Here is a 25,871-nt window from a genome sequence, read left to right as displayed (position 1 = left end):
GTGAACGATACTTCACAGCATCGGTCAAATGGCTATCTCAAAAAAGAATACAGGACAGAGGTTATGTTCAGGCAGTTGAAAAAAAACCTGGTTGCTACCCTCATTGCCGCACTGACTATCGGTCAGGTTGCGCCCGCATTTGCTGATACTGCGGACACCCTGCCTGATATGGGAACGTCGGCAGGCAGTACGCTTTCCATAGGACAGGAAATGCAGATGGGCGATTATTACGTACGCCAACTGCGCGGCAGTGCGCCATTAATTAACGATCCATTGCTCACCCAATACATTAATGCGCTGGGGATGCGTCTGGTCTCGCACGCCGACTCGGTAAAAACGCCCTTCACCTTCTTTTTGATTAACAACGATGAAATCAACGCCTTTGCTTTCTTTGGCGGCAACGTTGTCCTGCACTCTGCACTATTTCGCTATTCCGACAACGAAAGCCAGCTGGCATCGGTTATGGCGCACGAAATTTCCCACGTTACGCAGCGTCACCTGGCGCGTGCCATGGAAGATCAGAAACGCAGCGCGCCACTAACGTGGGTTGGTGCGTTAGGTTCAATTTTATTAGCAATGGCCAGCCCGCAGGCGGGTATGGCGGCGCTGACCGGTACGCTGGCGGGTACACGTCAGGGAATGATCAGCTTTACGCAGCAAAACGAACAGGAAGCAGACCGCATCGGTATTCAGGTACTGCAACGCTCGGGATTCGATCCCCAAGCCATGCCAACGTTCCTGGAAAAACTGCTCGACCAGGCTCGTTACTCTTCGCGTCCGCCGGAAATTTTGCTGACTCACCCCCTGCCGGAAAGCCGTCTGTCTGATGCCCGTAACCGCGCCAACCAGATGCGCCCGGTGGTCGTCCAGTCGTCAGAAGATTTTTATCTGGCTAAGGCACGAACCTTGGGCATGTACAACTCTGGTCGTAACCAGTTGACCGATGACCTGCTGAGTAACTGGTCGAAAGGCAACGTACGTGAGCAACGTGCGGCCCAGTATGGCCGGGCATTGCAGGCGATGGAAGCCAGTAAATATGACGAGGCGCGTAAAGCGCTGCAACCGCTGCTGGCGGCAGATCCTAACAATGCCTGGTATCTCGACCTGGCAACGGATATCGATCTCGGCCAGAAGAAAACCAGTGATGCCATTAACCGCCTGAAAAACGCCCGCGACCTGCGCACTAACCCGGTTCTGCAGCTCAACCTGGCGAATGCCTATTTACAGGGTGGACAAGCCAAAGAGGCGGCGACCATCCTGAATCGCTATACGTTTAACCATAAAGATGACCCTAACGGCTGGGATCTGTTAGCGCAAACGGAAGCCAACCTGAGCAACCGCGATCAGGAGCTGGCGGCGCGCGCGGAGGGGTATGCCCTCGCGGGACGTCTGGATCAGGCTATTTCGATGCTCAGCAGCGCAAGTTCTCAGGTGAAACTGGGTAGCCAGCAGCAGGCCAGATACGATGCCCGTATTGACCAGCTACGCCAGCTGCAAGAACGCTTTAAACCGTACACGAAGATGTAATTATCGAACCTTTGCCGGATGGCGACGCTGTAGCGTCTTATCCGGCCTACGTCAGACGCAATATGTAGGCCGGATAAGGTCTTTTGGCCGCCATCCGGCAGTATTGTTATGCAAGGAGAAGTCATGTCAGACGCGATTAAAATCTACCATAACCCACGCTGCTCCAAGAGCCGTGAAACGCTGGAATTACTGAAGTCCAACGGCGTGGACCCGGAAGTGATGTTGTATCTGGAAACGCCGACTGATGCAGCAACCCTGCGTGAACTGCTGCAAATGCTCGGTATGTCCAGCGCGCGTGAACTGATGCGCCAGAAAGAGGATCTCTATAAATCGCTTAACCTGGCGGACAAAAATCTGAGTGAAGATGTGCTGATTCAGGCAATGGTGGAAAACCCGAAACTGATGGAGCGCCCGATTGTGGTTGCCAAAGGTCAGGCTCGAATTGGACGCCCGCCTGAGCAGGTACTGGAAATCGTCGGTTAACCTGCAACCTGCCGCAGTCTTCTCGGCTGCGGCGCTTACAGCTTCAGAATTTCTTTTACGAACGGAATGGTCAGCTTACGCTGGGCGGTGATCGACGCATGATCTAACTGATCCAACGTCATAAACAGCGTTCGCATTTCACGATCCAGACGCTTCAGCAGAAAACGTCCCACATCTTCCGGCAGTTCAAATCCACGAAGTCTGGCGCGTAATTGCAACGCCTGCAGCTTATCTTCATCGGAAAGCGGTTGTAGCTTGTAGATTTGCCCCCAGTCCAGGCGTGAGGCGAGATCCGGCAACCCCAGATTCAGCTGTCTTGGCGGACGATCGCCGGTGATCAGCAAGCGCGTTTTCCCCGACTCCAGGATACGGTTGTAGAGATCAAAGATCGCCATTTCCCACAGCGAATCACCGGCCACACATTCGATGTTATCAATGCAAACCAGCGATAAATGCTCCATCCCGTCGAGCACCTCGGGGACGAACCAGGTGCGTTTGTCGAGCGGCACGTAGCCTACCGCATCGCCGCGCGCGGAGAGTTCCGCACAGGCTGCATGCAGCAAATGACTACGGCCAGCGCCTTCACGCGACCAGAGATAAATATACCCGCTATGTTCCTGACGCAGCACGTTTTGCAGTGCAGCCAGTAAAGAGGAGTTATCCCCCGGCCAGAAACTTGCGAAAGTTTCGTCGTCAGGAAGATAAAGTGGCAAAGAGAGCTGTGCCGGTGTGTTCAGAGATACCTCAACCCAGGATTTCATAAAATCGCGTTGAGTTTAACACAGAAATACGTCGCGATAGAACCGGGCAGCGCTGCCGCCCGGTCAGAGATTTACTGTTGCGGACTGTCTGCATCTTTCGCGTCAAGCACAACTTCTTCCGGACGCAGCAGGCTGATAACTTTGAAAATCAGGCTCAGACAGACACCAACGATGGTCGCCAGCGCCATGCCTTTCAGCTCTGCGGCACCGATGTGAACTTTCGCGCCACTTACGCCGATGATCAAAATAACCGAGGTCAGGATCAGGTTCTGCGCCTTGTTATAGTCAACCTTCGACTCGATCAGTACGCGAATACCAGAAGCACCAATCACACCGTACAGCAGCAGCGATACGCCGCCCATAACCGGCAGTGGAATGATTTGGATCGCTGCAGCCAGTTTACCCACGCAGGAGAGCAGAATGGCGAAAATTGCCGCACCGCCGATAACCCAGGTACTGTAAACGCGGGTGATCGCCATTACGCCGATGTTTTCGCCGTACGTGGTGTTCGGCGTAGAGCCGAAGAAACCAGAGATTACCGTAGACAGACCGTTGGCAAACATAGAACGATGCAGGCCAGGATCGCGAATCAAATCTTTTTTCACGATATTTGCCGTTACCACCAGGTGCCCGACGTGTTCAGCGATGACCACCAGCGCTGCTGGCAGGATGGTCAGAATGGCAACCCATTCAAAACGCGGCGTGTAAAACGTCGGCAGCGCGAACCAGTGGGCCTGCGCAATCGGCGTAGTGTCCACAACGCCCATCACGAAGGAGAGCGCATAACCGGCCAGCACCCCGATCAGAATCGGGATAATCGCCATAAAACCGCGGAACAATACGGAACCAAAGACCGTTACCGCCAGCGTTACCATAGAAATGATGATGGTTTTTGAATCCGGTAATTGCCCCTCAGCAGGCAGTAACCCCGCCATACCCGCAGCAACGCCAGCCAGCTCCAGACCGATGACTGCAACGATTGCGCCCATCGCCGCAGGCGGGAACATGACATCCAGCCAGCCGGTTCCTGCCTTCTTAACAATGAAAGAAACCAGGCAGAACAGGACGCCACACATAATGAAACCGCCCAGCGCCACTTCATACCCTAACGGCAGCAGCAGCAGTACCGGGGAAATAAAGGCAAAGCTGGAACCCAGATATGCGGGAATTTTACCCTTACAAATAAAGAGATACAGCAACGTACCAATGCCGTTAAACAGCAGAACGGTAGCCGGGTTGATGTGGAACAGGACTGGCACCAGTACCGTTGCGCCAAACATGGCGAACAGGTGTTGCAAACTAAGCGGGATTGTCTGTAAAAGCGGCGGTCTTTCACTCACCCCGATAGCACGGCGCGTCATAGTGTTTTCCTCTGAGTGTTGTTTGTTATTAGCCATTGGGTTGTTTTATTCAAAAAAAAGCCGACTCTTAAAGTCGGCTTCTTTTCACTTATTCGTTTACTTAGTACCAAAAATCTTATCGCCGGCATCGCCGAGCCCCGGAATAATGTATCCGTGCTCGTTCAGTCCCTGATCGATGGAAGCGGTGTACAGCTCCACATCCGGGTGCGCTTTTTCCAGTGCCGCGATACCTTCCGGTGCCGCAACCAGGACCAGCACTTTAATGCTGGTGCAGCCTGCATTTTTCAGCAGATCGATAGTGGCGATAACAGAGCCGCCGGTTGCCAGCATTGGGTCAACGATCAGCGCCATACGCTCATCGATGTTAGAAACCAGCTTCTGGAAATACGGAACCGGCTCCAGCGTCTCTTCGTTACGGTACATACCAACAACGCTGATACGCGCGCTCGGAACGTTTTCCAGAACACCTTCCATCATGCCCAGGCCCGCACGCAGGATAGGCACAACGGTGATTTTTTTGCCTTTGATTTGGTCAACTTCAACTGGACCGTTCCAGCCTTCAATGGTCACCTTTTCGGTTTCCAGACCAGCGGTTGCTTCATAAGTCAGCAGGCTGCCAACTTCCGAGGCGAGTTCACGAAAGCGTTTAGTGCTGATGTCGTTTTCACGCATCAGTCCCAGCTTGTGTTTGACGAGTGGGTGTTTGACTTCCACGATCTTCATACTCTTCTCCTTTCCTCAGACGAATGGCAACCACAAAAAAAATCGCCGGATTATACCGCTTTTCCTCTCTGGCGCAACACTGCATACGCTTGATATGGATCAACCAAAGTCATTTGCGTCTGAATGATGAGTATAAAACAAGCCCCGCACTGATGGCGGGGCTTGCTGTCAATACCATGAATTTTAAAGATATTCAGCATTGGTCTGGATGACTTTTTGATACCACGAAAAAGATTTTTTAGGCGAGCGCGTTAATGTCCCGCTACCATCATTATTTTTATCGACATAGATAAACCCGTAGCGTTTTTTCATCTCTCCCGTCCCGGCCGAGACTAAATCAATGCAGCCCCACGGGGTATATCCCATCAGATCCACGCCATCTTCCACCACCGCCTTTTTCATCTCACGTATGTGGGCGGCAAGGTAGTCGATACGGTACTGGTCGTTAACTGTACCATCGTCCTCGCGCACATCAATGGCGCCAAATCCATTCTCCACAATAAATAGTGGCAGCTGATAATGATCCCAGAACCAGTTCAGTGAATAACGCAGGCCAACCGGATCAATCTGCCAGCCCCAGTCCGATTTCTGCACGTACGGGTTGGAAACCAGGCTTTTCGACTCGTCGTAATCCAGCTGTGGGTTGTCCGCCGTTGCCTGGGTTGCGAAAGACATATAATAGCTAAAGCCGATGTAATCAACGCAGCCCTCGGTCAGCGCCTGACGGTCTTCCTCGGTGATATCCAGTTCAAAGCCACGACGGGCAAAGTAGTTGAGAAGATGCTGCGGGTATTTGCCGCGCACATGGACGTCAGTAAACCAGTAACGCCGGTGCATGGCATTCATCGCCATCATCATATCGTCTGGCGCGCAGGTCAGCGGATAGATAGGACACATGGCAATCATGCACCCTATCTGTAATTCCGGGTTAATCTCACGCGCGACCTTTACCGCCAGCGCGCTTGCCACCAGCTCATAGTGCGCCGCCTGGTACATGACCGGCTCGCGGTCTTCGCCGGGCTGGTATTTCAGACCTGAGTTAGTAAAGGGCGCGAAATCTTCGTGATAATTTGCCTGGTTGTTAATCTCATTAAACGTCATCCAGTACTTCACTTTGTGCTGGTAACGAGTGAATACCATCCTGGCAAAACGGACAAAGAAATCGATAAGCTTGCGGTTGCGCCAGCCGCCGTACTCCATCACCAGATGGTAAGGCATCTCAAAATGCGACAGCGTAATCACCGGCTCAATGCCATATTTCAGGCATTCGTCAAACAGGTCATCATAGAACTGTAGGCCAGCCTCATTGGGTTGTTCTTCATCGCCTAAGGGGAAAATACGTGTCCAGGCAATAGAGGTGCGAAAGCATTTAAACCCCATTTCGGCAAACAGCTTTATGTCGTCTTTATAGCGATGATAAAAATCGATGGCCTCGTGGTTAGGGTAATTTTTACCGGCAATCACACCGTCGGTAATTTCACGCGCCACACCATGCGCTCCCGCGGTCATGACATCAGCAACGCTGACGCCTTTTCCGCCCTCCTGCCAGCCACCTTCCAGTTGATGAGCCGCGACAGCACCACCCCACATGAATTCTGCTTTAAATCCTGACATACCCTTCCCCTATCGTGATGACTCTGCGCAAAACGCTGTTGATGAGGTCCGCAACAGAAAACAGAAACCGGTTTCAGTAAGATACTGTGCATTCGGCTAACAGGATTCAAGCACAAGACTGTACCCGGTTTCATTTTCGTGGCGCAGCTCAAACAAATAGATAAATGATTGTAAAATGCTGAAAAAACCAGCAGATAAAACTTGATGCAGAGCAGGCTCGCAAACGTTTGCTTTCCCTGTTAGAATTGCGCCGAATTTAACTTTTACTGCAAGTAAACATGTGGGGAAGCAGGCAGTGACCGATAAAACCTCTCTTAGCTACAAAGATGCCGGTGTTGATATTGATGCAGGTAATGCTCTGGTTGATCGAATCAAAGGCGTAGTAAAGAAAACGCGTCGTCCGGAAGTTATGGGTGGTCTGGGTGGCTTCGGTGCGCTGTGCGCATTGCCGCAAAAATATCGTGAACCGGTACTGGTTTCCGGCACTGATGGCGTTGGTACAAAACTGCGTCTGGCGATGGATCTGAAACGCCACGACACTATCGGCATTGACCTCGTCGCAATGTGCGTCAACGACCTCGTGGTTCAGGGCGCTGAGCCGCTGTTCTTCCTCGACTACTATGCGACCGGCAAACTGGATGTGGACACCGCAGCCAGCGTCATTAACGGGATTGCCGAAGGCTGCCTGCAGTCTGGCTGTGCGCTGGTCGGTGGGGAAACAGCTGAAATGCCGGGGATGTACCACGGCGAAGATTACGACGTGGCAGGTTTCTGCGTTGGCGTCGTCGAAAAATCAGAGATTATCGACGGTTCAAAAGTGGCTGACGGTGACGTACTGGTTGCGCTCGGCTCCAGCGGCCCGCACTCCAACGGTTACTCTCTGGTGCGTAAAATTGTAGAAGTCAGCGGTTGTGACCCAGAAACCACCGAGCTTGAAGGCAAGCCGCTGGCCGATCACTTACTGGCCCCTACCCGCATTTACGTGAAATCCATTCTGGAACTGATCGAGAAGGTTGATGTGCACGCCATTGCCCACCTGACCGGCGGCGGCTTCTGGGAAAATATTCCACGCGTTCTGCCAGACAATACGCAGGCCGTGATCGACGAGTCTTCATGGCAGTGGCCAGCCGTCTTCAACTGGCTGCAAACGGCGGGTAATGTCAGCCAGCATGAGATGTATCGCACCTTTAACTGCGGCGTAGGTATGGTTATCGCCCTGCCAGCTCCGGAAGTGGACAAAGCCCTTGCTTTGCTCAATGAGAAAGGTGAAAACGCATGGAAAATCGGTATCATCAAAGCTTCTGATTCCGAACAGCGTGTGGTCATTGAATGAAAAACATTGTGGTGCTCATTTCCGGCAACGGAAGCAATTTGCAGGCGATAATCGACGCCTGCGAACAGAAAAAAATCAATGGCACCATACGTGCAGTATTCAGTAACAAGGCCGATGCGTTCGGCCTTGAACGCGCACGCGAAGCGAATATTCCGGCGCACTCGCTGGAAGCCGCCCAGTTTGCCAGTCGCGAAGCATTCGACCGCCAACTGATTCAAGAGATTGACGCCTATGCACCCGATGTCGTGGTGCTGGCCGGTTATATGCGCATCCTCAGCCCGGCGTTTGTCGCTCACTATGCTGAACGATTGCTGAATATCCACCCGTCTTTATTGCCGAAATATCCCGGCCTGCACACGCACCGTCAGGTTCTGGAAAACGGCGATGAAGAACATGGCACCTCCGTCCACTTCGTCACCGATGAACTGGACGGCGGACCGGTTATTCTCCAGGCCAAGGTTCCGGTATTTGAAGGCGACAGCGAAGATGATGTCACGGCACGAGTCCAGGCTCAGGAGCATACCATTTACCCACTGGTGGTAAGCTGGTTTACCGATGGTCGCCTGAAGATGCGTGATAACGCTGCATGGCTGGACGGCGTTCGTCTGCCGCCACAAGGCTACGCCGCCGACGAATAATAAAATTCAACCTGTAAGCCGGATCTCACCATCCGGTCTACAGGCATAACTACCTTTTCCGGTTAATACTACCGGTATTCATCTACGCTCCCCCTTTCTCTTTGCTATCAGACGGTTTATTGTCATATTTTTCTGGCACAGTTGGACATCTGAGAGCAATGCTCGCCATAATAAATCGGTAGTGTCCCGTGAATGAAACGGAGTAAAAGTGGTAATGGGTCAGGAAAAGCTATACATCGAGAAAGAACTCAGCTGGTTAGCGTTCAACGAACGTGTACTCCAGGAAGCTGCTGATAAGTCAAACCCGTTGATCGAACGGATGCGTTTCTTAGGCATCTATTCCAATAATCTCGACGAGTTTTATAAGGTTCGTTTTGCCGAACTGAAGCGCCGAATCATTATTAGCGAAGAACAGGGTTCAAACTCTCACTCCCGCCATTTGTTAGGCAAAATCCAGGCCCGCGTATTAAAAGCCGATCAGGAATTTGACGGCCTGTACAACGAGTTGCTGTTGGAAATGGCGCGCAATCAGATTTTCTTAATCAACGAACGCCAGTTGTCGGTCAATCAGCAAAGCTGGTTGCGTCATTACTTCAAGCAATATCTTCGCCAGCACATCACGCCGATCCTGATTAACCGCGAGACGGATTTAGTCCAGTTTTTGAAAGATGACTACACCTATCTGGCGGTAGAAATTATCCGTGGTGATACGATCCGCTACGCGCTGCTGGAAATCCCTTCCGACAAGGTTCCCCGTTTTGTGAATCTGCCGCCGGAAACCCCGCGCCGTCGCAAACCGATGATCCTGCTGGACAACATCTTACGTTACTGCCTTGACGACATTTTCAAAGGGTTCTTTGACTACGACGCACTGAACGCCTATTCGATGAAAATGACCCGTGACGCCGAATACGATTTGGTGCATGAGATGGAATCGAGCCTGATGGAGCTGATGTCATCCAGCCTGAAACAGCGTCTGACCGCAGAACCTGTACGTTTTGTCTATCAGCGAGACATGCCCAATGCGCTGGTCGAAGTACTGCGTGAAAAACTGACAATTTCTCGCTATGACTCGATTGTTCCCGGCGGGCGTTATCATAACTTCAAAGACTTTATTAACTTCCCTAACGTTGGCAAAGCTAACCTGGTGAACAAACCGCTGCCGCGTCTGCGCCATATCTGGTTCGACAATGAGAAGTTTCGTAACGGCTTTGACGCCGTTCGTGAACGCGACGTGCTGCTGTATTACCCCTATCACACCTTTGAGCACGTTCTTGAACTGCTGCGCCAGGCCTCTTTCGACCCGAGCGTGCTGGCTATAAAGATCAACATCTACCGTGTGGCAAAAGATTCACGCATTATTGATTCAATGATCCATGCCGCGCACAACGGTAAGAAAGTTACCGTGGTGGTGGAATTGCAGGCCCGCTTCGATGAAGAAGCCAACATCCATTGGGCCAAGCGTCTAACCGAAGCAGGCGTTCACGTCATCTTCTCCGCGCCAGGCCTGAAAATTCACGCCAAACTGTTCCTTATCTCGCGTAAAGAAGGTGATGAAGTCGTGCGCTATGCGCATATCGGGACGGGGAACTTCAACGAAAAAACGGCACGCCTGTATACCGACTACTCATTGCTGACCGCAGATTCGCGCATTACCAACGAAGTGCGTCGGGTGTTTAACTTCATCGAGAATCCGTATCGCCCGGTGACGTTCGATTATCTGCTGGTTTCCCCGCAGAACTCACGCCGTCTGCTGTACGCAATGATCGACAAAGAAATCGCCAACGCGCAGCAAGGACTGCCTTCCGGCATTACGCTAAAACTGAATAACCTGGTCGATAAAGGTCTGGTTGACCGCCTCTATGCGGCCTCAAGTTCAGGCGTGCCGGTCAATTTGTTGATTCGCGGAATGTGCTCGCTCATCCCGAATCTGGAAGGTATCAGCGACAATATTCGCGTTATCAGCATCGTTGATCGCTATCTTGAACATGACCGGGTCTATATCTTCGAGAACGGGGGTGACAAGCAGGTGTATCTCTCCTCCGCTGACTGGATGACAAGAAACATCGACTATCGTATCGAAGTTGCCACACCGCTTCTTGACCCGCGCCTTAAGCAACGCGTGCTGGATATTATCGATATCCTGTTCAGCGACACGGTGAAAGCCCGCTTTATTGATAAAGAACTGAGTAATCGCTACGTACCGCGCGGAAACCGCCGTAAGGTTCAGTCACAATTGGCGATTTACGATTACATCAAATCACTCGAGCAACCTGACTAAAGATATGCCAATACACGACAAGACTCCACGACCGCAGGAATTTGCTGCGGTCGACCTTGGTTCAAACAGTTTCCATATGGTCATTGCCCGTGTGGTCGATGGCGCAATGCAAATTATTGGGCGACTGAAACAACGCGTACATCTGGCGGATGGCCTCGGCGAAGATAACAAGCTGAGCGAAGAGGCCATGGAGCGCGGGCTAAGCTGTTTATCACTGTTCGCCGAACGTTTGCAGGGGTTTCCTCCATCAAGCGTATGTATCGTGGGAACCCATACTTTGCGTCAGGCACTGAATGCGACTGATTTTCTCAAGCGAGCGGAAAAAGTCATCCCCTACCCAATTGAGATTATTTCCGGCAACGAAGAAGCCCGATTGATCTTTATGGGCGTTGAACATACGCAGCCGGAAAAAGGTCGCAAGCTGGTTATCGATATCGGCGGCGGCTCAACCGAATTAGTGATCGGCGAGGATTTCGAGCCTAAACTGGTCGAAAGCCGCCGCATGGGCTGCGTCAGTTTTGCTCAGATGTATTTCCCAGGCGGTGTAATTAACCGTGAAAATTTCCAGCGTGCCCGCATGGCGGCTGCGCAAAAGCTCGAAACCTTAACCTGGCAGTTTCGCATTCAGGGCTGGAACGTTGCGCTGGGCGCATCGGGCACCATTAAAGCAGCCCATGAAGTGCTGCTGGAGATGGGTGAAAAAGACGGTTTTATCACCCCCGAACGTCTGGACAAGCTGACATCTGAAGTGCTGAAGCACGCGTCATTTGATGCGCTCAGCTTGCCGGGGTTGTCAGAAGAAAGAAAAGCAGTGTTTGTACCCGGACTCGCGATTCTGTGCGGCGTTTTTGACGCGTTAGCTATTCGCGAACTTCGCCTTTCTGATGGTGCGTTACGTGAAGGCGTGCTGTACGAGATGGAAGGCCGTTTTCGCCACCAGGACGTTCGTAGCCGTACCGCCAGCAGCCTGGCAAACCAGTACAACATTGACAGCGAACAGGCCCGGCGCGTACTGGAAACGACGATGCAAATGTACGACCAGTGGCATACGCAGCAGCCAAAGCTGGCCAATCCCCAACTGGAAGCGTTACTGCGTTGGGCAGCAATGCTGCATGAGGTTGGGCTGAACATCAACCACAGCGGTCTGCATCGCCACTCTGCGTATATCTTACAAAACAGCGATCTACCTGGTTTCAATCAGGAACAACAGCTGATGATGGCAACATTAGTTCGTTATCATCGCAAAGCGATTAAGCTCGACGACTTGCCCCGCTTTACGCTGTTTAAGAAGAAACAGTTTCTGCCGTTAATTCAGCTGCTGCGCCTAGGCGTGCTATTGAATAATCAGCGTCAGGCGACCACCACGCCGCCGACTTTGACCCTGATAACCGACGACAGCCACTGGACCTTACGCTTCCCGCATGACTGGTTTAGCCAAAATGCGCTGGTGCTGCTCGATCTGGAGAAAGAGCAGCAATACTGGGAAGCCGTAACAGGCTGGCGACTCAAAATTGAAGAAGAGAGCTCACCCGATATCGCCGCATAAGATCTCAGCAGGTGTCAGTTCATCTGGCACCTGTTTTTCCAAGGTTTCGTTCAACGGCAGTGGCTCACCAATCAGATACCCCTGCATGTAATCAATCCCCAGCGAAATCACCGCACTGCGTATTTCCTCGCTTTCGACGTACTCCGCAACCACCAGCATTCTTTTCATCCGCGCCAGATGGCAAATAGAGGCCACGATTTGGTAGTCGAGGCTGTTCGAAACAATATTGCGAATAAAGCTACCGTCAATTTTCAGGATATCGGCATTCACATTTTTCAGCCGCGCATAGCTGGCATATCCAGTACCAAAATCATCAATCGCAATCTGACAGCCCAGTGATTGCAGTTGCAGCAACGTTGCCTGTGCCTGTTCCGCATTGGTCAAGGCATTGCTTTCCGTCACTTCAAAGATAAGTTGCCATGCTTCAACCTTGTACTTATTCAGTAACTGATTGATGTCATTAGGAAGTCGCGCGCGACATACTGAGGTGGGTGATAAGTTGATAGCAAACCGGTGGGCGGGCATTTTTTCCCGATTCTGCGCCATAAATTTCAGCGTATTTTCAATCACCCACAGATCGATACGGGAGGACAAACCAAACTCATGGGCTACCGGCAAGAAGCTATCAGGGGCGATAGTTTCACCGTCATCCCCCTCAAGCCGCAGCAGGATTTCGTGATAAACGTCGCCACGTACGCCAAAAATCGGCTGCGCCTTCAGGAAAAAGCGATTGTTCTCCAGCGCCTGCTGAATACGGTTCATCATCGCAACTTTATCTTTCAGGTCACGTTGCAGGTGCATCACACCACGCCGCTGCAAATTCTCTGGTGAATTGGTTGCCAGCGATAATTCGGCAATGGTACTTAACTCTCCCAGCAACAAATAGATATGGTTAACAGGAGAACGGACATAGCAAAAGCTGATCCCAACCTGCGGTTGCAAAGGCATACCGTCCCAGACAAAACGAAACTGCTTGATATGCCTGTCCAGTGCTTCAATGCGTTCCTGGTGTTGCTCAGTGTTAAAACGCAGGATTAAATCATTACCCGATAATTGATAGACATGCTCATCCTGTTCAAGCAGCGGCGTTATCCACTGAGCCAGTTTTTGCTTGTACTGGATACGCAGCATAATGCCGTAATTTTTTACCAGCAGTTCCATGCCCGGGACACCCAAAAAGCAAAGCACTGACCATGGCGAGTTTTTCAAATCCCGGTTCAAAGCGCGCAAATTCGGAATATGCACCATAGGGTCAAAGAAGGCCAGGCGATGGTTGCGCCGGGTAACAAACCGTTGACGTGTTGCCAGTACGGCAATGAAATTCACAATGAAAGAAAAAACCAGATAACTTGATGAGGTAATGGCAAGCTGCGTATCGTAACCCGAATACCATGGCATATAGCGCTGATAATAATGAATTGCGGTAATAAGTACGACCGCCCATATCAACGAAATAAATTTATACCCGTAACGCATTGCCCCCCACAGCATGACAGGCAGTAACAGTGACAATGTATAATTCGTGCTGAATATTGAGCTTTGTTCATTGAGCGGCATACACAACATTGCCATTAGCACAGTCAATATAATCAACCAGACCGCAAACTCTGTTTTAGTCACTTTGGTATCAAACTGCTGCTTTAACTGAGAAAAATAGCCTCTCAGATGCAAGGGGTTGCGAATTGTTCGAATGATGAAATAACACAGCGGCACACCTACAAGATTCCCTGCGAGTATGGACTGATAGTTGATCAATGTGCCTGTATTGAAGGGCATAACGCCCACCATGCCAGATTTGCTTTCATAAACACCCACAAATGCGGCAAACTGAAAGAGTATCAGAAACAGCGTAGCCGGGCAGAAGACCTGCCAGAACATACGCTGAAACAGCAGGTGAGAGTCGCCGTGGGAAACATTGTTTCGTCGGGGAGCAAATACTTTATATCCTCCCCAGCTAAGCACGATCGTAACTATAAAGTGCGAAATTATTGAAAGTGTTTCAAATAACCCGACCTGCGGATATTTGTACCAGATAATGGAAATGATAATTCCTGGCAATGCCGCCCAGCCAAAAAAAAGCATCAGGCTAATCATCAGCGCTAAAGGCAGATAGAAAAGAATTACGGTCCCCGTACTAATATGGGCGTAGGTAGTAGCAGTGCTCAATACAGGCAACAACAAAGAAGGTAAGATGAGAGGTAATGCCCACCATCTGTCTCTAATACCAATATAATTTTTATTGAGTTTCATAGATGCTCAGTAGAATCCCGCACATCCTGTAGTGGGTATTCAGACAGGCATCCCACCTGACCTTAAAACGATAGAATAAAATACATCACAATGATTCATCGATTTTAGTTGTCAACAAAGTGTGATGTTTGATACATATCAAAAAAAATAGCCCTCATTCATCAATTATTACTCTTTTCATTATTTTTTATCGTTAATACATTATTCATGCAAATAATAATATTAATTTCCATAACATAAGAAGATAAAACAACTGAAGCAATTTTACATAAGGAAGAATTGACCATTCCCTCCCAATGTGCCTTAATGTGAGTATCGCCCTCAGTTGGGTACACTACAAGGAACCTTTTGTGAGCCAGGTTACCAGCCTACGCAAACGACACCGATTTAACAGTCGCATGATCCGGATCGTACTGCTTATCAGCTTTCTCTTCTTCTTCGGACGCTTCGTCTACTCCGCCATTGGTGCGTGGCATCACCACCAGGACAAAAAAGAATCTCAGCAGACTACTCAGCCGCAACAGACATCTCCTGCACAAACCGACGTACATTGATCGCTCGCGCCTGTGATATCCCCAGCATTAAGATTCCTTACCGGATGGCTAATCGCCTGGCATTTAACCATCCGGTAAGGGATTTGAGTGATGAAACTTAACACACGTCCCCTACCACTCTCGCTGAATTATCGGATAATCGGCCGTATTTTTCGCACAAATACACAATCTTTTCATCCCACTTCACCGCACCATTCGCGCTGATTTTTTTACGTTCCGGTTTAACGAACATAAAAAAGACAAACAGTGCTCAAATAAATGCTAATTAATATCATCAGCAAATATCACTGACGAAAATATTTATATTTCGCATGAAATTAAATAGTTATTTGAATTGTTATCATTTTAAATGAAATAGGGTAATACCATGAGTGGTTTTTTATTATTCCCGAAAATAAGAAGCGGTCTTGAGTGGATCTCCGGGCACAGCGATGCAGTCATTCAATTCGGCTGGAATATCGTTGCCGCCGTGATCTTATTGTTTGTCGGTAAATTTATCGCTCGCCTGCTCTCTCGTGGGCTGGAAAAGTTACTGCTTAAACGTAAAGTCGACAGAACCATCATTCAGTTCTTCACCGCGCTGGTACGTTACATCACCCTCGCTTTTTTCGTCGTCGCTGCGTTGGGCCGCATCGGTATTGAAACATCCTCCATTATTGCCGTCATCGGTGCCGCCGGACTCGCTATTGGCCTCGCGCTACAAGGCTCGCTTTCCAACTTTGCCGCTGGTGTATTACTGGTTTCTCTGCGGCCCTTTCGCGCCGGGGAAGTGGTACAGATTGGTGCAGTCACCGGAACAGTGGAAAAGGTGCACATTTTCTCCACTACCCTGCTCACCGCCGACAGCAAAGAAGTTGTGATTCCAAATGGTAAGATCATCGCTGACAACATCATTAACTATTCCCGTCACCCTTTTCGCCGTATCGATCTGGTAATTGGTGTAGGCTACCAGAGCCGAATAGCAGACGTTAAGCGCGTGATTAACCATATCATCGAGCAGGACAGTCGCATCGATAAGCAACGTGGAGTAACCGTTCGTCTGGGCGAACTGGGCGCTTCAGCGTTGAATTTTTACGTGCGCGTATGGGTGCCCAACATCGAGTACTGGAACACCTATTACGATCTGCTGGAAAACATTAAAGAGGCGCTGGACGCCAACCATATTGACCTGCCCTATCCACAGATGGATGTGCGTATTCAGAATGTCGCACCTCAGCATCAGCCTCAACTGCAACTGGTCGATTAGCGTACTATCCGACAGAACATACGCCAGAAGTATTTACTGAAGTATTTGCTGAAATGCGTGCAATAAAAAAACCCTCTGTAAACAGAGGGTTTTTTACATATTACCGGTTCAAAAACCGCTAACGGAAAGGGATATTATTCCCACTCAATGGTAGCCGGCGGCTTACCGCTGATGTCATATACGACACGGGAAATACCGTTCACTTCGTTGATAATGCGGTTGGATACGCGGCCTAAGAAGTCATACGGCAGGTGTGCCCAGTGCGCGGTCATAAAGTCGATGGTTTCAACCGCACGCAGGGAAACAACCCAGTCGTACTTGCGGCCATCGCCCATCACGCCAACGGAACGTACCGGCAGGAACACGGTAAATGCCTGGCTTACCTTGTTGTACAGGTCAGCTTTGTGCAGTTCTTCAATGAAGATAGCATCCGCACGACGCAGCAGGTCGCAGTACTCTTTCTTCACCTCGCCAAGCACACGTACGCCCAGACCCGGTCCCGGGAACGGGTGACGGTACAGCATATCGTACGGCAGGCCCAGCTCCAGACCAATCTTACGCACTTCGTCTTTGAACAGCTCACGCAGCGGCTCAACCAGCCCCATCTTCATCTCTTTCGGCAAACCGCCCACGTTGTGGTGAGATTTGATAACGTGCGCTTTACCCGTGGCAGATGCCGCGGATTCGATCACGTCCGGGTAGATGGTGCCCTGCGCCAGCCACTTAACGTCTTCCAGCTTCAGCGCTTCTTCATCGAATACTTCCACGAATACGCGGCCGATGATTTTACGTTTAGCTTCTGGATCGCTCTCGCCTTTCAGCGCGTCCAGGAAACGTTTTTCGCCTTCCACGTGAACGATGTTCAGGCCGAAGTGGTCGCCGAACATATCCATCACCTGCTGAGCTTCGTTGAGACGCAGCAGACCGTTGTCAACGAACACGCAGGTCAGGTTTTTGCCAATAGCACGGTGCAGCAGCATCGCGGTCACGGAGGAGTCAACGCCGCCGGACAGGCCGAGGATAACTTTATCATTGCCAACCTGCTCACGAATGCGGGCAACGGCGTCATCGATAATTTTTGCCGGCGTCCACAGCGCTTCACACTGGCAGATGTCGCGCACAAAACGCTCCAGCATGCGCATACCCTGACGGGTGTGGGTAACTTCCGGGTGGAACTGCACGCCGTAGAAGCGTTTTTCTTCGTGCGCCATGATAGCGAACGGGCAGCTGTCGGTGCTGGCAACGGTCACGAAACCTTCCGGAATGGCGGTCACTTTGTCGCCGTGGCTCATCCACACGTCCAGCAACGGTTTGCCGTCTGCGGTCAGGGAGTCTTCAATACCGCGGACAAGCGCGCTGTCGGTCTGAACTTCAACCTGCGCATAGCCGAATTCACGTTCGTTAGAACCTTCAACATGACCACCGAGCTGCATTGCCATGGTCTGCATGCCGTAGCACACGCCGAACACCGGCACGCCCGCATTGAAAACGTATTCCGGCGCACGCGGGCTGTTTTCTTCGGTGGTACTTTCCGGACCACCAGAAAGAATGATACCGCTTGGGTTGAATTCGCGAATTTGTGCTTCCGTAACATCCCATGCCCACAGTTCACAGTAGACGCCCAGTTCACGTACGCGACGTGCAACCAGTTGAGTGTACTGCGAGCCGAAATCGAGGATGAGAATGCGATGTTTATGAATATTGTCTGTCATTGACGCTAATTCCGAGGCAAGTGAAACAAATTCGCCCGGCATATAGCCGGGCGCGGAAACTTATCAGGAGCCCATGCGGTAGTTAGGGGACTCTTTGGTGATGGTCACATCGTGAACGTGACTTTCCTGAATACCCGCACCGCTGATGCGTACAAACTCTGCTTTCGTTCGCAGCGCGTCGATAGTACCACAGCCGGTCAGACCCATACAGGAGCGCAGGCCGCCCATCTGCTGGTGAATGATCTCTTTCAGGCGACCTTTATAGGCAACGCGACCTTCGATACCTTCCGGGACCAGTTTGTCAGCGGCGTTATCGCTCTGGAAGTAACGGTCAGAAGATCCTTTGGACATCGCGCCCAGAGAACCCATACCGCGGTAAGATTTGTAAGAACGGCCCTGGTACAGTTCGATTTCGCCCGGGGATTCTTCAGTACCCGCCAGCATGGAGCCAACCATCACTGCGGCAGCACCAGCAGCAATCGCTTTAGCGATGTCGCCGGAGAAACGAATACCGCCGTCGGCGATAACCGGAATACCGGTGCCTTCCAGCGCTTCAACGGCATCAGAAACGGCAGTGATCTGCGGAACACCGACGCCGGTCACGATACGGGTGGTACAGATGGAGCCAGGGCCGATACCCACTTTAACAGCGCTGCAGCCGGCTTCAGCCAGTGCGCGAGCACCTGCGCCCGTAGCAACGTTACCGCCGATGATCTGCAGGTCAGGATATTTAGCGCGAGTTTCACGGATACGCTGCAGAACGCCTTCAGAGTGGCCGTGAGAGGAGTCAATCAGCAGAACGTCTACGCCAGCAGCAACCAGCGCGTCTACACGCTCTTCGTTACCTGCGCCAGCACCTACCGCTGCACCAACGCGCAGACGACCATGCTCGTCTTTACAGGCGTTAGGTTTACGTTCTGCTTTCTGGAAATCTTTTACGGTGATCATGCCGAGCAGGTGGAAGCTGTCATCAACAACCAGCGCTTTCTCAACGCGTTTTTCGTGCATTTTGGCAAAAACGACATCGCGCGCTTCGCCTTCACGAACGGTCACCAGACGCTCTTTTGGCGTCATATATACGCTAACCGGCTGGTTCAGGTCAGTCACAAAACGCACGTCACGGCCGGTGATGATGCCGACCAGTTCGTTATCTTCAGTCACTACCGGGTAGCCAGCAAAGCCGTTACGCTCGGTCAGTTCTTTCACTTCGCGCAGAGTAGTGGTTGGCAGTACGGTCTGAGGGTCAGTTACCACGCCAGATTCGTGTTTCTTCACGCGGCGAACTTCTTCAGCCTGGCGCTCGATGGACATGTTTTTGTGGATAAAACCGATGCCGCCTTCCTGGGCCAGGGCAATTGCCAGGCGCGCTTCCGTCACGGTGTCCATTGCTGCGGAGAGCATAGGAATGTTCAGGCGAATGGTTTTCGTCAACTGGGTGCTGAGGTCAGCAGTATTCGGCAGAACGGTAGAATGAGCGGGAACGAGGAGGACGTCGTCAAACGTCAGGGCTTCTTTTGCGATACGTAGCATGGGCAATATCTCACCTGGGAGGTTATTAAATATTGCCGCGGCATTATACAGAGCGTAACCGATTGCATCCACACTTTTTTGCAAAAAAACCTTGCGCTCCTCTGTGAGCATGTTACTTTCGACTGAATAACTTGCTGATTTAGAATTTGATCCCGCTCACATGTTATCCTCTCAGACCACCTCAATTTTTACCGTAAGCCGCCTAAATCAGACGGTTCGTTTGCTGCTTGAGCAGGAAATGGGACAAGTTTGGATCAGCGGTGAAATCTCGAATTTCACTCAGCCGTCCTCCGGTCACTGGTATTTCACGCTCAAAGATGACATCGCCCAGGTACGCTGCGCGATGTTTCGCAACAGCAATCGACGGGTAACGTTCCGCCCACAGCACGGTCAGCAGGTCCTGGTACGCGCCAACATTACGTTGTACGAACCGCGTGGCGACTACCAGATAATTGTTGAGAGCATGCAGCCAGCTGGTGAAGGCTTGTTGCAGCAAAAATATGAGCAACTCAAAGCCAAACTGCAGGCTGAGGGGCTATTCGATCAGCAGTTCAAAAAATCACTACCCTCTCCGGCTCACTGCGTTGGGGTCATTACCTCGAAAACCGGGGCTGCGCTGCACGACATTCTCCACGTGCTGAAGCGTCGTGACCCATCCCTGCCCGTTATTATCTACCCGACCGCTGTCCAGGGCGACGATGCGCCAGGACAGATCGTTCGCGCCATTGAGCTGGCGAACGCGCGGAGCGAGTGCGATGTGCTTATCGTTGGGCGCGGCGGCGGTTCTCTGGAAGATTTGTGGAGTTTTAACGACGAACGCGTAGCGCGGGCAATCTTTGCCAGCCGCATTCCGGTAGTAAGCGCCGTCGGCCACGAAACAGATGTCACGATTGCCGATTTTATTGCAGATTTACGGGCGCCTACGCCATCAGCTGCGGCGGAAATTGTCAGCCGCAATCAACTGGAACTGCTGCGTCAAATTCAGCATGGCCAGCAGCGTCTGGAGATGGCGATGGACTACTACATCGCCAACCGTACTCGTCGCTTTACCCAGCTTCATCACCGTTTGCAACAGCAACATCCGCAACTGCGTCTGGCCCGTCAGCAGACCGTGCTGGAGCGGCTACGTCAGCGGATGAATTTCGCTCTTGAGAATAAAATTAAGCAGGCCAATCAGCGCCAACAGCGCGTAAATCAACGCCTGAGCCAGCAAAACCCACAGTCGCGCATTTATCGGGCGCAAACCCGTATTCAGCAACTGGAGTACCGTCTGGCAGAGAATATCCGCGCGCGTTTAAGCGCACAGCGAGAACGCTTCGGTAATGTGGTGACGCATCTTGAAGCGGTGAGTCCTCTCTCGACGCTCGCTCGTGGTTATAGCGTCACTACCGCGACGGACGGCAAAGTGCTGAAGCAGACCAAACAGGTAAAAACCGGTGATGTGCTCACTACCCGCCTGTCAGACGGTTGGGTAGAGAGCGAAGTGAAAGGCGTAACGGCGGCAAAGAAAACGCGGAAGAAAAAGTCAGATTAAACCGGCACAAATTCCACACGTTTCTTCGAAATCAGACCATGGCCATTCTGACAGAAGTAATCCACCGCTCCGCAGGCTTTTAACACCTGGAGCGGCTGATGGCACTCCGGACAGCGCGCTTCTAACGGAATATCTTTTTTACAGTTTTCACAGTGTGCCACACCGTTTTGTGGTTCCAGTTCTGCGTGACAATCCGGGCAGGTCATCGACATGGTGACTCCTTTAAATGGCGTTCAATTCTGCGCTAATTTTACCATGATACGCTTAGTGTGAACCACGCAACTGTTGCTGTAGGATCAGTAATCGTTCGACCTCCTCCAGCCTGCACTGCGTCGTGCGACTCACCTCCTGCGGGCTGCGCTCAAACAGACTTTGCGCCCCCAGAATATGTTCCGCCAGACAATGGGCATAAATCGTACCTGGCAGACACCAGCGTTGCACAACATCACCGTCAATCAATTCGAGCACATCGTCGGCACCCCGTCGGTCGTAGCTGATGATACGCCCATCACGCAGATAAAGGCGCAGACCTTTTTGTCCGCCAGTGGGCCCCGCGTATTTATTCAGCCAGATATCCAGCGGTACACCGCTAATCAGCCCTTGCAGATGCGCCTCTCCTTCAGGCGTGGTCAGGTCACCCTGGATGATGTTATGTCCAAGACGGTCTTTAGCGCTCTTCACCTGCAGGGTCATGCTGTCATTACCACCCAGGTAACGCACCGTTTCACGCAGCATGGCCAGTACGTGTGCGCCAATGTCCAGAATCACACCGTCCGGGTGGCGAAGCTCACGCGTATCTGGCTCACCAGTGGCAAAGTTGAGCGCGATCGGCTCTCCTGTAGCGTTAAATCCGCTCGGCTCCTGCAAAAAACCGTCGATTTTAACAACGTCTGAAAAGTGAGAGACAAGTGCCTGTTGTGGGTTATCGCCCTGCCACTGCGTACCGAGTTTTCCCAATGCCAGCTCCATTGCGCCATTGCGCGCCATCCAGTGGTCGAGCGCCAGCACACGGTCGGCAGCGTCGGGTTGCTCCAGCAGCGTTTTCAGTTTTTCAATTTGGGAAAGCGTGGCAACAATCGGTTTTTCAACCACGATTCGTGCGATGGGAGCGGCCAGCGCCTGTTCAAGCACATCGAGATGATGCAGGGATGCGGTGGTGATAAACAGGGTATCAAGCGGTGTTGCAAGAAGTTCAGCGAGCGATGCACAGCGTGTCACACCAGCGGGCTGTTTTGCGGGTTGCACGTCAAATCCCACACAGCACAGGGAATCACCGTAAAGTTTACGCAATGCGGGCAAGTATGCCGTTTCAACGACTGCGCCAAGCCCAACAAACCCTAACAGCATGTTCTCACCTCGTAAATGAATTGGCCGGGACATCACGTCTGCCCCGGCACAATCGAGGTGTTATCAGGCGCTAGTAGCCGGTTTAGTTTGCGTATTCTCCAGCATGCGACGGATCGGCACAATGAGGACGATCAGTACCGCGGCGCAGATAAGCAATGCAATCGAGCAGCGAGCGAAGAGATCCGGCAGCATATCCAGTTGGTCGGCCTTCACATGACCACCAATCAGACCTGCGGCCAGGTTACCCAGCGCGCTGGCGCAGAACCACAGGCCCATCATCTGCCCGCGCATTCTTTCCGGGGCCAGCAGCGTCATGGTCGCCAGACCGATCGGGCTCAGGCACAGCTCACCAAGTGTCAGCATCAGGATACTACCCACCAGCCAGAATGGGGAAACACCTGCACCACCGTTACTGAGAACGTTTTGCGCTGCCAGCATCATCAGACCAAAGCCTGCAGCGGCACAGAGAATACCGATAACGAACTTGGTGATGCTGCTCGGACGAATGTTCATGCTCGCCAGTTTCGGCCACGCCCAGCTGAATACTGGTGCCAGCAGAATGATAAACAGCGCGTTTATCGACTGGAACCAGACCGCCGGGATTTCAAAATCGCCGATCATACGGTTAGTGTAGTCGTTAGCGAACAGGTTGAACGAGGTTGGCTTCTGCTCAAACGCAGACCAGAAGAACGCGGCGGAAACCAGCAGGATAAAGCAGACCAGCAGTCTGGCGCGCTCTTTGCGATTCAGACCAGCAAAGACAAACAGGTAGATAAAATAGAGCGCGACAGAGGCGGCAATCACATACACCAGCATACTGGCAACCGCGACCGGATTTATCACAATCACGCCCTGCGCAATCAGCGTAACGATAACGGCTACGCCGACGGCCAGCGCCAGCAGCCACGCGCCCACACCGTTACGTTTCACTACCGGGCTGTTCCAGGTTGAGTCCAGACCCACTTCGCTGTCATAACGTTTCATCGATGGAACGGCAAACACGCGGAAGATGATCAACGCCACCAGCATCCCGATACCACCGATGCCAAAGCCCCAGTGCCAACCGTGGGATTTAATCAGCCAGCCGGAGATCAGCGGCGCGATAAACGACCCCATATTGATGCCCATATAGAACAGCGAGAAACCGCCGTCGCGACGCGCATCGCCTTTTTTATACAGCGTGCCAACCATCACTGAGATACAGGTCTTAAACAGACCGGAACCGAGCACGATAAACATCAGGCCGATAAAGAACAGGTTGTTCCCCATAATGGCCGAGAGCGCGATCGACAAGTGACCGAGCGCAATCAAAATGGAACCGTACCACACCGCTTTCTGTTGGCCGAGCCAGTTATCCGCCAGCCAGCCACCAGGCAGCGCGGCGAGATACATCGTACCGGCAAAGATACCCACAATCGCCGAGGCATTTTCACGCGCCAGCCCCATGCCGCCGTCATAAACGGTAGCAGCCATAAACAGGATCAGTAACGGGCGAATGCCGTAAAACGAAAAACGCTCCCACATCTCTGTGAAGAATAGCGAGCCGAGCGGATAAGGATGACCGAAGAAAGTTCGGCTTTCTTTTTGATTAACAGAGGATTGCATAATTCTCCCGAAAGTTATGTCGTCGTGCGTGTAAACACCGAGATGTACGCCAGCCAGTTACGTATCTGACCGATTTTTTACATGCGGCGAAAAGTTATTTAACCATTTGATAACCTAAGGCTAGTTTTGTCTAGTACCAGCCCCCGGACTTTAAGATGAAAACTCGACAAATGTCTACTTTCTTAGATTTAAACTTGGCAAAAAACGAATAGTGATTGACATCGCACGGGCTGAGGTTGGCGTTGGAATAACGAAAAAAAACCCGCGACAAGCGCGGGTTTTCATCTGCATCAGCAACGATTACTTGCTTTTTTTGATGTGCTTAATCAAGCGCTTACGCTTACGCATCTGAGTCGGAGTCAGCGTATTGCGTTTGTTTGCAAACGGGTTTTCCCCTTCTTTGAACTGAATACGGATCGGCGTCCCCATTACGTCCAGAGATTTGCGGAAATAGTTCATCAGATAGCGCTTGTAAGAATCCGGCAGGTCTTTGACCTGGTTGCCGTGAATCACCACGATTGGCGGGTTATAACCACCAGCATGGGCATATTTCAGCTTCACGCGACGACCACGCACCAGCGGCGGCTGATGATCTTCTACTGCCATGGTCATGATGCGCGTCAGCATCGCGGTGCTCACGCGACGGGTGGAGCTGTCATACGCTTCGCGAACCGATTCAAACAGATTACCCACACCGCTGCCGTGCAGCGCAGAGATAAAGTGTACGCGCGCAAAATCAATAAAGCCCAGACGGAAGTCCAGCGTCTCTTTGACCTGCTCTTTTACTTCCTGCGTCAGGCCATCCCACTTGTTCACAACGATAACAAGTGAGCGCCCACTATTGAGGATAAAGCCCAGCAGCGACAGGTCCTGATCGGAAATCCCTTCGCGCGCGTCAATCACCAGCATCACCACGTTGGCATCTTCAATCGCCTGCAACGTTTTGATCACTGAGAATTTTTCTACCGCTTCGGTAATTTTGCCGCGCTTACGCACGCCCGCGGTATCGATGAGCACATATTCGCGCTCATCGCGCTGCATCGGAATATAAATACTGTCACGCGTGGTTCCCGGCATGTCGTAAACCACTACGCGGTCTTCGCCGAGAATACGGTTAGTAAGTGTGGACTTACCTACGTTAGGACGGCCGACAATTGCCAGTTTAATCGGCAAATCCTGCGGGTTGAAATCGTCTTCTGGCTCTTCTTCACCGTTTTCTTTGGCTTCCAGCTGCGCCCAGTATTCTGCGTCTTCATCCACTTCTTCCTGAGGAGCGACGTCATCCATCCACGGCAGCAGAACATGCTCCAGCAGGCTGAGAACGCCACGACCATGGGATGCCGCGATCGGATAAATTTCACCCAGACCCAGAGAGTAGAAATCAACAACCGCCTGGTCAGGATCGAGTCCGTCAGTTTTGTTGGCGACCAGGAACGTCGGTTTCTGGCGCGAGCGCAGATGTTTCGCAATAGCTTCATCCGCTGGCATCAGGCCAGCACGCGCGTCCACCATGAACAGCACAACGTCTGCTTCTTCGATAGCCAGCAGCGACTGTTCCGCCATACGGGTTTCCACACCGTCTTCGGTGCCATCAATACCGCCGGTATCAATACAGATAAACTCGCGGCCTTCAATTTCCGCACGACCGTACTTACGGTCACGAGTCAGACCCGGGAAATCCGCAACCAGCGCATCTCGGGTGCGAGTTAGACGGTTAAATAACGTGGATTTGCCAACGTTAGGGCGCCCGACAAGCGCGACCACAGGTACCATGTTTAAAGCCTCATTTAAAAAATCATCAGACAACGGGCACATTTTTGCGCCGT

At 51.7% G+C, this 25,871-nt stretch carries 20 protein-coding genes; 9 read left to right on the top strand and 11 right to left on the bottom strand.

What is annotated here, in order from left to right; all coding sequences use genetic code 11:
- The first annotated feature begins 63 nt into the window (after positions 1–63).
- Positions 64–1,527 carry a beta-barrel assembly-enhancing protease gene (bepA, locus tag OGY72_RS06945; RefSeq protein WP_149281447.1) on the top strand — a complete coding sequence of 488 codons (1,464 nt, stop codon included), beginning with the start codon at positions 64–66 and terminating at the stop codon, positions 1,525–1,527.
- A gap of 123 nt (positions 1,528–1,650) precedes the next feature.
- A complete protein-coding gene (gene arsC, locus OGY72_RS06940) occupies positions 1,651–2,010 on the top strand; it encodes an arsenate reductase (glutaredoxin) (RefSeq protein ID WP_286547476.1) in 360 nt (119 codons plus the stop codon).
- 35 nt (positions 2,011–2,045) lie between these two features.
- On the opposite strand, the gene OGY72_RS06935 is transcribed toward arsC, so the two are convergent.
- The 4 genes from OGY72_RS06935 to OGY72_RS06920 form a co-directional block, all read right to left on the bottom strand.
- Complete coding sequence (locus OGY72_RS06935) at positions 2,046–2,747, bottom strand: DnaA inactivator Hda (RefSeq protein ID WP_211924219.1); 702 nt, start codon at positions 2,745–2,747, stop codon at positions 2,046–2,048.
- Positions 2,748–2,842: 95 nt separating this feature from the next.
- The gene (gene uraA, locus OGY72_RS06930) at positions 2,843–4,132 is read right to left on the bottom strand and encodes a uracil permease (protein WP_003835107.1); all 1,290 of its coding nucleotides are present in this window, start codon (positions 4,130–4,132) and stop codon (positions 2,843–2,845) included.
- A gap of 96 nt (positions 4,133–4,228) precedes the next feature.
- Complete coding sequence (gene upp / locus OGY72_RS06925; protein ID WP_003835110.1) at positions 4,229–4,855, bottom strand: uracil phosphoribosyltransferase; 627 nt, start codon at positions 4,853–4,855, stop codon at positions 4,229–4,231.
- A gap of 183 nt (positions 4,856–5,038) precedes the next feature.
- Entirely contained in the window at positions 5,039–6,469 is a 1,431-nt protein-coding gene (locus OGY72_RS06920; protein WP_286547474.1) for a 6-phospho-beta-glucosidase, read from the bottom strand.
- 295 nt (positions 6,470–6,764) lie between these two features.
- Between OGY72_RS06920 and purM the strand changes: the two genes are divergently transcribed.
- From purM to ppx, 4 genes are all read left to right on the top strand, one after another.
- Positions 6,765–7,802, top strand: coding sequence for a phosphoribosylformylglycinamidine cyclo-ligase (gene purM, locus OGY72_RS06915; protein WP_198579112.1), 1,038 nt, complete (start codon positions 6,765–6,767; stop codon positions 7,800–7,802).
- Positions 7,799–8,440 carry a phosphoribosylglycinamide formyltransferase gene (purN, locus tag OGY72_RS06910; protein WP_003835118.1) on the top strand — a complete coding sequence of 214 codons (642 nt, stop codon included), beginning with the start codon at positions 7,799–7,801 and terminating at the stop codon, positions 8,438–8,440. The genes purM and purN overlap by 4 nt, the downstream gene beginning before the upstream one ends.
- Before the next feature lie 214 nt (positions 8,441–8,654).
- Positions 8,655–10,721: a polyphosphate kinase 1 gene (gene ppk1 / locus OGY72_RS06905; RefSeq protein ID WP_032944192.1), complete on the top strand. Its 2,067-nt coding sequence runs from the start codon at positions 8,655–8,657 to the stop codon at positions 10,719–10,721.
- Positions 10,722–10,725: 4 nt separating this feature from the next.
- Positions 10,726–12,267: an exopolyphosphatase gene (gene ppx / locus OGY72_RS06900; RefSeq protein ID WP_003835121.1), complete on the top strand. Its 1,542-nt coding sequence runs from the start codon at positions 10,726–10,728 to the stop codon at positions 12,265–12,267.
- On the opposite strand, the gene OGY72_RS06895 is transcribed toward ppx, so the two are convergent.
- Complete coding sequence (locus OGY72_RS06895; RefSeq protein WP_286547472.1) at positions 12,247–14,517, bottom strand: bifunctional diguanylate cyclase/phosphodiesterase; 2,271 nt, start codon at positions 14,515–14,517, stop codon at positions 12,247–12,249. The genes ppx and OGY72_RS06895 overlap by 21 nt on opposite strands.
- A gap of 350 nt (positions 14,518–14,867) precedes the next feature.
- On the opposite strand from OGY72_RS06895, the gene OGY72_RS06890 reads away from it, so the two are divergent.
- Positions 14,868–15,071: a YfgG family protein gene (locus tag OGY72_RS06890; RefSeq protein WP_286547470.1), complete on the top strand. Its 204-nt coding sequence runs from the start codon at positions 14,868–14,870 to the stop codon at positions 15,069–15,071.
- Positions 15,072–15,438: 367 nt separating this feature from the next.
- Positions 15,439–16,317: a small-conductance mechanosensitive channel MscS gene (mscS, locus tag OGY72_RS06885; protein WP_198579110.1), complete on the top strand. Its 879-nt coding sequence runs from the start codon at positions 15,439–15,441 to the stop codon at positions 16,315–16,317.
- A gap of 134 nt (positions 16,318–16,451) precedes the next feature.
- Here mscS and guaA read toward each other — a convergent pair whose 3' ends face one another.
- Complete coding sequence (guaA, locus tag OGY72_RS06880; protein WP_048236381.1) at positions 16,452–18,029, bottom strand: glutamine-hydrolyzing GMP synthase; 1,578 nt, start codon at positions 18,027–18,029, stop codon at positions 16,452–16,454.
- A 63-nt stretch (positions 18,030–18,092) separates the two neighbouring features.
- Positions 18,093–19,559, bottom strand: coding sequence for an IMP dehydrogenase (gene guaB / locus OGY72_RS06875; protein WP_003037756.1), 1,467 nt, complete (start codon positions 19,557–19,559; stop codon positions 18,093–18,095).
- Between the two features lie 160 nt (positions 19,560–19,719).
- Between guaB and xseA the strand changes: the two genes are divergently transcribed.
- Positions 19,720–21,093 carry an exodeoxyribonuclease VII large subunit gene (xseA, locus tag OGY72_RS06870; protein WP_286547468.1) on the top strand — a complete coding sequence of 458 codons (1,374 nt, stop codon included), beginning with the start codon at positions 19,720–19,722 and terminating at the stop codon, positions 21,091–21,093.
- Here the strand turns inward: xseA and OGY72_RS06865 are convergent.
- The 4 genes from OGY72_RS06865 to der all read right to left on the bottom strand — a co-directional run bounded on the left by OGY72_RS06865 (position 21,090) and on the right by der (position 25,818).
- Entirely contained in the window at positions 21,090–21,305 is a 216-nt protein-coding gene (locus OGY72_RS06865) for a zinc ribbon domain-containing protein (protein ID WP_003835160.1), read from the bottom strand. The genes xseA and OGY72_RS06865 overlap by 4 nt on opposite strands.
- Before the next feature lie 52 nt (positions 21,306–21,357).
- Complete coding sequence (locus OGY72_RS06860) at positions 21,358–22,440, bottom strand: Gfo/Idh/MocA family oxidoreductase (protein WP_286547505.1); 1,083 nt, start codon at positions 22,438–22,440, stop codon at positions 21,358–21,360.
- 63 nt (positions 22,441–22,503) lie between these two features.
- Positions 22,504–24,045 carry a peptide MFS transporter gene (locus tag OGY72_RS06855; RefSeq protein ID WP_003835166.1) on the bottom strand — a complete coding sequence of 514 codons (1,542 nt, stop codon included), beginning with the start codon at positions 24,043–24,045 and terminating at the stop codon, positions 22,504–22,506.
- Positions 24,046–24,345: 300 nt separating this feature from the next.
- The gene (gene der, locus OGY72_RS06850) at positions 24,346–25,818 is read right to left on the bottom strand and encodes a ribosome biogenesis GTPase Der (RefSeq protein WP_003835168.1); all 1,473 of its coding nucleotides are present in this window, start codon (positions 25,816–25,818) and stop codon (positions 24,346–24,348) included.
- Between the last annotated feature and the right edge of the window lie 53 nt (positions 25,819–25,871).

Source organism: Citrobacter sp. Cpo221 (assembly GCF_030332345.1).
Classification (GTDB): Bacteria; Pseudomonadota; Gammaproteobacteria; order Enterobacterales; family Enterobacteriaceae; genus Citrobacter; species Citrobacter portucalensis.
Note: the sequence above shows the minus strand (reverse complement) of the source record. Positions and strands in the feature narration are given on the sequence as shown.